Source organism: uncultured Gordonia sp. (assembly GCF_937858515.1).
GTDB lineage: Bacteria > Actinomycetota > Actinomycetes > Mycobacteriales > Mycobacteriaceae > Gordonia.
In genome coordinates this window covers 42792-51428 of sequence record NZ_CALLZT010000146.1, presented here as the reverse complement: position 1 = coordinate 51428, position 8637 = coordinate 42792, and the positions used below count along the sequence as shown (strand labels likewise).

The window sequence follows — 8637 nt, the reverse complement described above, 5'->3', positions numbered from 1 at the left end:
CGCACGTCCGGTGGTGTGAGAGGAGGGCCGGGAAACCCGGCCCTCCTACTCGATTATGCACACAGGTGTGGTCCGGGCGTACGGCATGCTCGCGGTGCGGCGCGCCAGCGAGCATACGTGGTTGTAAACAGACTTTGCCAAGTCAAATGAGGTGGGACACGTAGACATCGGGCATGGCGGGCGTTACCCTACGCTGTAGTAACCTACGTACAGGTAAGTTACTGGGGAGTCGGGCGGGGTTGGCCGCGAACCGGTCGACAGACCGTCTGGCATCGGGGTGAATCGCCTCGGGGTGAATCGTGTTGTGGGCCAACAGGGGGGCTTGACGGCCGGGTGTCGCAGCGCGAGCAAACCACCGAGGGTGAGAGGTTTTCGGCCGGTCGAGTTGTGCCTTTCGAGGGGTGAGGCATACACGGCGGAACGGCGGACGGGGTCGCAGACCGGGGGAGGGGCCGCGTGGTCGGATGGGGGTCGGGTAGGGGAGTGCTCGAATCATCCGGCCACGCATTTGGCCCCGGAACGTTCTTCCTGGCGGCTTGGGGGCGACAGGAAGAACGAACAATGGGGGAAGATCCACCCCGTTTCGAGTGGAACCCATAGGTCAGCCGTGCAGGATCAGGTCGGCGCCGCGGTGGGCGATCATCATGGTGGGGGCGTTCGTGTTTCCCGACGTCAGCGTGGGCATCACCGATGCGTCGGCGATCCGCAGGCCGGCGATGCCGCGTAGACGCAGGTCGGGGTCGACGACGGTGCCCATCGCGCAGGTGCCGACGGCATGATAGATGCTGCCCTCGTGCTGGGTCAGCCAGTCCGGTCCGGTGAGGTCGTCGCGGTTCTTGCTGCGGCCCCGCACGGGTGTCATCGCGGGTGATTCGACGAGGTCGCGGACCAGCCGGGCGCCGCGTAGCAGGGCGTCGACGTCGGCGGGGTGGCCGAGCCGGGCGAAGTCGACCACCGGTCGGCTGTCGCGCAGGATGACCCGGCCACGGCCCTGCGGATGCATGAGCACCGAATAGACGGTGAACGCGTCCTTGCGTTCGATGCGGGTGCGGCCGTCGACACGCCCGATGGTGTAGTGGATGGGGGTGACCGCCACCTGAAACTCGTCGGTGAACAGTTGCGCCTCAAAGGGACTGGCGGCAATAGTGCCGGTTCCGGAGGCTGCGAAAGATGCCGCGGCCCTGACCGCGTCGATCGGTCCCATGGTGTTGGCGGTGGGGACTTTCGATTCCCAGTACTGGGTGACCGAAAGGTGATCCTGGAAGTTCTCGCCTACTCCGGGCAGATTCGCGATCTCCCCGTCGGGCCCGATCCCGGATCGCAGCAGCAGTGCCGCCGATCCGATCGCTCCGGCGCACAGTATCACTTCCTCGCGGGCCCGCAGAATCGTTCCACCACAGTCGATTCCGGTTGCCCGACCGTTCTCGACGACGATCCGCTCCGCGTGGGTGCGGGTCAGCAGTCGTGGTCGCCGGTCGCGTGGGGCGCGGTGCATAAACGCCCGCGCCGACGACGACCGGAACCCTCGTCGCTGATTAGTCTGACTCTTGGACACACCCGTCTGCGATGCGCCGTTGTAGTCCGGGTTCGGCTCGTGTCCGGCGTCGACGGCCGCGGCGATGAACGCGTCGTCGACGGGGTGATCGTGTCCGCACCACGACACCGAGATCGGGCCGGCATCGCCGCGGTACTCGTCGGCGCCGTCGACCCAGTTCTCGATGGCCCGGAAATGCGGCAGCACATCGTCATACGACCAGCCGTCGCAGCCGGTCGCGGCCCAGTCGTCGTAGTCGGAGCGGCGCCCGCGCACGTAGACCATCGCGTTGATGGAGCCGCTGCCGCCGACGATGCGACCGGATGCGAACCGCTCGGCCACCCCGCCGCGACTGGGGTCGGGGGTGCATTCGTATTTCCAGTTGGCGGTGGCGAACAGCGACAACATGCCCGGCCCGGCAACCACATCGGGCCGGCGGTCGGTGCCACCGGCCTCGACGACGATCACGTCGGCACCGGCCGCGGCCAGCCTGGTGGCCACGATCGAGCCGGCCGAACCAGCGCCGACCACAATGTAGTCAGCTATGACGGGCGCTGAACTCATTGTGCCACAGCACTTTCCGATTCCGTGGGCACCGCTGTCGCCGCGGAAATCCGGTCACCGTTCTTCAAGACTGCCACGGTCGGTGCTGCTCCAATGCTCGTCGGTGCCGGCTACCGATAGTGCAGGGTCTCATCTCCCCATGCCTGCCGGATTGCCGCGTCCAGGTCGTCGACGACGCTGTCGGTGGCGTCGATGACCAACGTCGAGCGTACGTGTTCGTCGAAGGCCGGCCAATGGGGCTCGACACCCGACGGTGTCGCCAGATGAGCGAACGCGGTCCAGCGTCTGCGCATCCGGTATGAGACGTCCTCACCGGTCTTGCGGCCGTCGAGGCGGAACGCGGCGCCGACCTTGCCGCGCAGGATCGGATTGCCCCACACGTACGGGAGTTCGGTGGCGTGGGTGGCGCCCATTCGCAGCGCCTTCATCACCTTTGTGGCCCAATCGAATCGGTACAGGTACACGGGTGCGTGGCGGCTGTGTGCCTCGGCCAGCCAGATCGTAGGCATACGGAAGGCGATATCGCGGGCGATGCCGAGACCGGCCACCTTGGTGCTCGTTCCGGCGTATGCCGCCGATAACGACTCCCGGGTGGGCACCGCCGCCGTCGGATCCTCGGCGAGGATGGTGTCGAACATCTTCTTGATCCCGGGGAGCTTCACCGGCATCAGCGGTGGCCGCAGCAATGCGAACAGCGAGGCCTCGTCCTTGTTGGTGCCGATCAGCAGCGGCACCGACAGCGATCGGCCGGCCCGGAACGCATCCATCGGGTGCTCCGGAACCAGATCACCGTCGATGACGGGCGCGAAGGCCAGAGTGCCCGGCGTTTCCTCAGGCACCTGCCCGTACACCTTCATCGTCGCGCGTACGAGTTGCTTGACGTCGATGTCGTGCAACTGCGCTACGTCGCGGACCCCGATGTCGAGTACCGACAGCAGGTTGCCGGCCACCTTCGCGGCCCGCGTATTGCTGTAAACCGATGAGGCGGGGGAACTTTCGGCGATGGCCCGATGGAACAGGCCCTTGGCGGCGGGCATCGTCAGCAGGGTGGTGACGATGCCGGCGCCCGCCGACTCGCCGAACACGGTGATTCTGCCGGAGTCACCGCCGAATCCGGCGATGTTCTCGCGCACCCAGGTGAGTGCGGCCAGTACGTCGCTCATCGCGGCATTCGACTCGAATCCGTGCTCGCCGGGTTCGTTGAACGCGGTCAGGTCCGCGAAGCCCAGCGCACCGAGCCGGTAGTTGACGGTGACGATGACGACCTGGCCGTCGACCGCGAGCCGCGTCCCGTCGTACAGGTTCTGGCTGCCCGCGCCGAGCACGTACGCGCCGCCGTGAATCCAGACCATCACCGGCAGCACGGTCCCCGGCGTGACGACCGTCGGCCGCCACACGTTCAGGAACAGGCAGTCCTCGCTCGACGGCGTTCCGGTGTCCATGCCCGGGATCGATGCCTGCGGGCTGATCGGGCCGAATGCCGCAGCGTCGACGACCTCGGTGTGCGGTTCGGGCGGTGTGGCACGCCGCCAGCGCTGCGCCCGCGCGAACCGGATCCCTTTCCAGACATCGGCACCGGATTCCCGGACGCCCCGATACGGTCCGTACGCGGTGTTCACGACAAGCCCATCGTTCATGCCGTACATCCCACCACGAGCGCGGGTGGATTCACCCCGAATCGGAACGGCCGGGTATGTCGGTCTGTTCGGCGATGTGTTCTCGTGCGTGCGCGATCGCGTCGTCGAGGTCGCCGATCAAGTGCTTCTCATGACGGAGCGAATCGAAGACCCCGACACCGCTGAGCAGTTGGTGATGCTCGTCCTGGACACCTTTGAGGATGACGGTGACGCCGCGGCCCTCGAGTTCGGTGACGATCTCGGCGAGCGTATGTGCGCCGGTCGCATCGATCATGCCCAGCCGCGACATCCTGATGATCACGACGCGCACGTCGGGGTGGTCGTCGGCACCACCGGTGATGGCTGTCGAAATACGTTCGGCCGCACCGAAGAACATCGCTCCGTCGAGCAGCAGCAGGGCGATGTGCTCGTCGCCGGGGCGGGCCGGGCCGGGTAGCGGTTCGCGGGTGACGCTGGAGCGGCGGGCCACTTGGCGCAGCGCGAAGAACGCCGCCACCACGATCCCGATCTGCACCGCCTCGATCAGATCGAAGCAGATGGTGATCACGGCGGTCACCGCGAAGATCGCCGCGTCGGCGCGGGTGGAGCGCAGGATGGACCGCGCGGTGTGCGGCGAGACCATCCGGAACGAGGTCACCATGAGCACACCGGCGAGTGCGGCGAGCGGGATGCCGGAGACGGGGCCGGTCGCCAGGTAGACGACCGCCAGCAACACGAGCGAGTGCACGATCGCCGCGACCCGGGTACGGGCGCCCGCCCGTACGTTGACGGCGGTTCGGGCGATGGCGCCGGTGGCGGGCATACCGCCGAACAGTCCCGACGCCACCGACGCCAGGCCCTGACCGGTGAGTTCGCGATCGGGGTCATACGGCCCGGTCGGCGACATGGTGGCCGCGACCCGTGCCGACAGCAGGGATTCGATAGCGGCGAGCGCCGCGATCGCTGCGGCGGCCCCGGCCAGTGACTTCAGCGCACCGAGGTCGACGTCCGGCAGTGCGGGCGCGGGGAGTTCGGACGGCAGTTCGCCGATCTGCGCCACGTCGACATCGAGCAGTCCCGCGACGATCGTCACCACGATCACCGCGGTGAGCGATTCGGGGATGGACCGGTGGATCCGCGGCAGGATCAGCATCATCGCCGCGACTGCAGCGACCACCGCGAGCGCGGGCAGTGCCTTGCCCCACTGCACGTGTGCGACGACGTCGATGGCCGCGAACAACGTGCGTTCACCGGCGGGTGCGGTGGCGCCGAATGCGGCCGGAACCTGCTGGAGGAAGATGATCGCGGCGATGCCGAGGGTGAACCCCTCGATCACCGGCCACGGAATGAACGTCACGGCCCGCCCGAGGCCGACGACCCCGGCGACGAGCACGATCAGACCGGACATGATGGTGACGATCGCGATGCTGCCGATACCGTGTTCGGCGACGATCGGGGCGAGGATCACCGCCATCGCGCCGGTCGGTCCGGACACCTGGACGTGCGATCCGCCGAAGACCGCGGCCACCAGCCCCGCGACGACGGCGGTGATGAGCCCGGCGGCGGCGCCCACACCGGACGAGATGCCGAATGCCAGCGCCAGCGGTAACGCGACCACTCCGACGGTGACTCCCGCGAGGACGTCGGCGCGCCAACTCGTGCGCAACTGGCTGTAGTCGCTCGGGCGCGGCAGGAATCGGGCACCGCGGCTCAGCGTGCCCGCGGGAATCGGTTCACTCACGGGGAATGCGCAGGGCGCGTAGAGTGCCGCCGCCCGGCTCCAGACCGATCCCGGCCCAGGGCACGGACACGTCGACGATCGCGTATGCCGACGTCGGGAACCGGTCGATGTCGCCGTCGGGGTCGAGGGTCAGTGCGGTGGCCGGCATACCCGGCTCGTGGCCGACGACCAGCACCGTTGCCGCGTCGTGGGGAACGTGGATGCGGATCGCTTCGAGGATCTCGAACGGGGAGCCGCCGTAGATGTCGTCGATGAAGATGGTCGGCGCGTCGACGCCGGTCCGCATCAAGGTCTGACGGGTCCGGGTGGCCGTCGAGCACAGCGTCATATCGACGTTCAGCCCGTCGTCGGACATCCATTCTCCGGCCAGGGCGGCCTCCCGGATGCCGCGGTCGGCCAGTGGCCGGTCGTGGTCCCAAACGCCGGGCGGATAGCCGGATTTGCCGTGACGCATCAGCACCAGGGTACGGACGGTCATGCGATACCGGCCCTGCTGACATGGGCGGGGGTGTCGGCGTGGGGTGCGCATTCGGTGGTGCGGCCGTGGATCTCGAGCCGCTTGAGGGCGGTCACCGTGGCGCGCCACGCCGCGGCCTCCTGATGCAGGTACATGGCCTCGTCGTTGTCGCCCGCGGCAAATGCCGCATCGGCCTGGTCATCGAGGTCGAGATACTGGTCGACGGCGTTCGAGATCAGCGGGTACATGGCACGCGGGTCGCGCAGGGCGATGTCGATGGTCGCCGCGTCGAGCGTGGCGAGCCGCTCGAGTTCGGTCCGGTGCGTGCACCGCACGGAACCGGTGGTCTCGGGGCGAGGGTGGCCATCGGGCTGGTGCATGGGAACACCGTAAGGGGCGGTATGCGCGGCAACAATGAGCAACAGGCCTCTATTTTCACGAACAGGGGGTGAAATATGCGCTGGTCTCAGGCGCCGACCGCCCCCGCTGGTCAGGCGGTGACGGAATCGATGACGGAGGTGAGTGCGCCGGCCCATTCCTCGGCCTGCGTGGTCGGCTTGACGGCGGATGCCGCGTCGTGACGACCGTGCTCGCCCACCTGGGTGGCGCCGAGGTCGCTCAGCTTCTTGGCCATGATCTCGCCACCGTGGTTGAACGTCTCGTCGTAGATCGAGTCGCCCAGCCCGAAGACGGCGAAGTTCAGCCCGGTCAGGTCCGGCTTCTTCTCGTCGAGTTCTTCGGCGAACGGTTCGGCGCCGGTCGGCAGTTCGCCGTCGCCGTAGGTGGAGCAGACGATGACGTAAAAGTCGGCGGCGTCGAGATCCTCGACCGCGTAGTCGCTCATGTCGTAGATCGACGGGTCGTAGTCGGTGAGCACGTCGGCCACCGAATCGGCGACGATCTCCGCGTTGCCGCTCTCTGTTCCGTAAAGGATGACGACGGACATGTGGCAGCTCTCCTTTCGTTGTGAGGCACGCTACCCCAATCGGCTTCTTCTGCCGAATATGCGCAGGTAGGTGGGGCTGGGCAAATTTACTAGGATGTCCTAGTATTATATCCCGTGGGCCACGCCCCCGACTTCGGGGGACCGGGCCGGATGTGCACATCATCGGCCCTGACAGGCGCAATCCAACTCGCCGCAATCCGCTCGACGGAACCCGCGGCGCCCCGCGAAAGGCTGAACGACTATGACGCAACTCACAGAACTGCGGAGTGTTCCGCACTACCTGAACGGTGCCGCGGTGACCGTCACCGAGGGCCGCCAGGCCGACGTCCTGGACCCCAGCACCGGCACGACGCAGGCGCGGGTGCCGCTGGCGTCGGCCGACGAGGTGTCGGCCGCGGTCGCCACCGCGGTGCAGGCGCAACGCGGCTGGGCGGCCTGGAACCCGCAGCGCCGGGCCCGCGTCATGATGAAGTTCATCGACCTGGTCAACCAGAACGCCGACGAACTGGCCACCCTGCTCAGCTCCGAACACGGCAAGACCCACGCCGACGCCCTCGGTGACATCCAGCGCGGCATCGAGGTCATTGAGTTCTCCGTCGGCATCCCGCACCTGCTCAAGGGCGGTTTCACCGAGGGCGCGGGCCCCGGCATCGACATCCACTCGATCCGCCAGCCGCTCGGTGTGGTCGCCGGCATCACCCCGTTCAACTTCCCGGCGATGATCCCGCTGTGGAAGGCCGGGCCCGCGCTGGCCTGCGGTAACGCCTTCATCCTCAAGCCCAGCGAACGCGATCCGTCCGTTCCGGTGCGCCTGGCCGAACTGTTCACCCAGGCGGGGCTGCCCGACGGCGTGTTCCAGGTGATCAACGGCGACAAGGTGGCCGTCGACGCACTTCTGACGCATCCCGACGTGAAGGCGCTCGGCTTCGTCGGCAGCTCCGATATCGCCCAGTACATCTACTCGACGGCCGCCGCCAACGGCAAGCGCTCACAGTGTTTCGGCGGCGCCAAGAACCACATGATCATCATGCCCGACGCCAACCTCGACCAGGTGGTCGACGCGTTGATCGGTGCCGGCTACGGCAGCGCGGGCGAGCGCTGCATGGCCATCTCCGTCGCAGTCCCGGTGGGGGAGCAGACCGCCGAGCGGCTGCGCGCCAAGCTCATCGACCGCGTCACCGCGCTGCGGGTGGGCCACAGCCTCGACCCGAAGGCCGACTACGGACCGCTCGTCACCGGCGCGGCCCTGGCACGTGTACGTTCCTACATCGACAAGGGCGTCGAAGAAGGCGCCGATCTGGTGGTCGACGGCCGCGAACGTGGCAGTGACGAACAGCAATTCGGCGACCACGACCTGTCCGGCGGCTACTTCATCGGCCCCACCCTGTTCGATCACGTCACCAAGGACATGGTCATCTACACCGACGAGATCTTCGGCCCGGTGCTCTCGATCGTCCGGGCCGCCGACTACGAGGAAGCCCTCGCTCTGGCATCGGATCACCAGTACGGCAACGGTGTCGCGATCTTCACCCAGGACGGCGACGCGGCCCGCGACTTCACCGCCCGTGTTGAGGTGGGCATGGTGGGTGTCAACGTGCCCATCCCGGTTCCCGTGGCGTACTACACCTTCGGCGGCTGGAAGCGCTCGGGCTTCGGTGATCTCAACCAGCACGGCCCGGCGTCGATCGAGTTCTACACCAAGACCAAGACCGTCACCACCCGCTGGCCCTCGGGCATCAAGGACGGTGCCGAGTTCGTCATCCCGACGATGGACTGACC

Annotated in this window: 7 protein-coding genes; 1 reads left to right on the top strand and 6 read right to left on the bottom strand. The window is 67.4% G+C overall.

Annotated features, from left to right (window positions below):
- Positions 1-601: 601 nt before the first annotated feature.
- The 6 genes from Q0627_RS14280 to Q0627_RS14255 all read right to left on the bottom strand — a co-directional run bounded on the left by Q0627_RS14280 (position 602) and on the right by Q0627_RS14255 (position 6858).
- The gene (locus Q0627_RS14280) at positions 602-2098 is read right to left on the bottom strand and encodes a GMC family oxidoreductase (protein WP_291014933.1); all 1497 of its coding nucleotides are present in this window, start codon (positions 2096-2098) and stop codon (positions 602-604) included.
- 110 nt (positions 2099-2208) lie between these two features.
- Complete coding sequence (locus tag Q0627_RS14275; RefSeq protein WP_324387555.1) at positions 2209-3735, bottom strand: carboxylesterase/lipase family protein; 1527 nt, start codon at positions 3733-3735, stop codon at positions 2209-2211.
- Between the two features lie 31 nt (positions 3736-3766).
- A complete protein-coding gene (locus Q0627_RS14270) occupies positions 3767-5455 on the bottom strand; it encodes a SulP family inorganic anion transporter (protein ID WP_291014928.1) in 1689 nt (562 codons plus the stop codon).
- Positions 5448-5933 (bottom strand): histidine phosphatase family protein, encoded by a 486-nt coding sequence (locus tag Q0627_RS14265; protein ID WP_291014927.1) that lies wholly within the window; start codon positions 5931-5933, stop codon positions 5448-5450. The genes Q0627_RS14270 and Q0627_RS14265 overlap by 8 nt, the downstream gene beginning before the upstream one ends.
- Positions 5930-6292 (bottom strand): hypothetical protein, encoded by a 363-nt coding sequence (locus Q0627_RS14260; protein ID WP_291014925.1) that lies wholly within the window; start codon positions 6290-6292, stop codon positions 5930-5932. Before Q0627_RS14260 ends, Q0627_RS14265 begins: the two co-directional genes overlap by 4 nt.
- A gap of 110 nt (positions 6293-6402) precedes the next feature.
- Entirely contained in the window at positions 6403-6858 is a 456-nt protein-coding gene (locus tag Q0627_RS14255; protein ID WP_291014923.1) for a flavodoxin domain-containing protein, read from the bottom strand.
- A 241-nt stretch (positions 6859-7099) separates the two neighbouring features.
- Between Q0627_RS14255 and Q0627_RS14250 the strand changes: the two genes are divergently transcribed.
- Positions 7100-8635, top strand: a complete 1536-nt coding sequence (locus tag Q0627_RS14250; protein WP_291014921.1) for a CoA-acylating methylmalonate-semialdehyde dehydrogenase — start codon at positions 7100-7102, stop codon at positions 8633-8635.
- Positions 8636-8637: the final 2 nt, after the last annotated feature.

What these genes read in the sequence shown, in the direction of transcription:
- Q0627_RS14275 (WP_324387555.1), bottom strand. Translation starts at nt 3,735, where the DNA reads ATGAACGATGGGCTTGTCGTGAACACCGCGTACGGACCGTATCGGGGC.
- Q0627_RS14280 (WP_291014933.1), bottom strand. Translation starts at nt 2,098, where the DNA reads ATGAGTTCAGCGCCCGTCATAGCTGACTACATTGTGGTCGGCGCTGGT.
- Q0627_RS14250 (WP_291014921.1), top strand. Translation starts at nt 7,100, where the DNA reads ATGACGCAACTCACAGAACTGCGGAGTGTTCCGCACTACCTGAACGGT.
- Q0627_RS14265 (WP_291014927.1), bottom strand. Translation starts at nt 5,933, where the DNA reads ATGACCGTCCGTACCCTGGTGCTGATGCGTCACGGCAAATCCGGCTAT.
- Q0627_RS14260 (WP_291014925.1), bottom strand. Translation starts at nt 6,292, where the DNA reads ATGCACCAGCCCGATGGCCACCCTCGCCCCGAGACCACCGGTTCCGTG.
- Q0627_RS14255 (WP_291014923.1), bottom strand. Translation starts at nt 6,858, where the DNA reads ATGTCCGTCGTCATCCTTTACGGAACAGAGAGCGGCAACGCGGAGATC.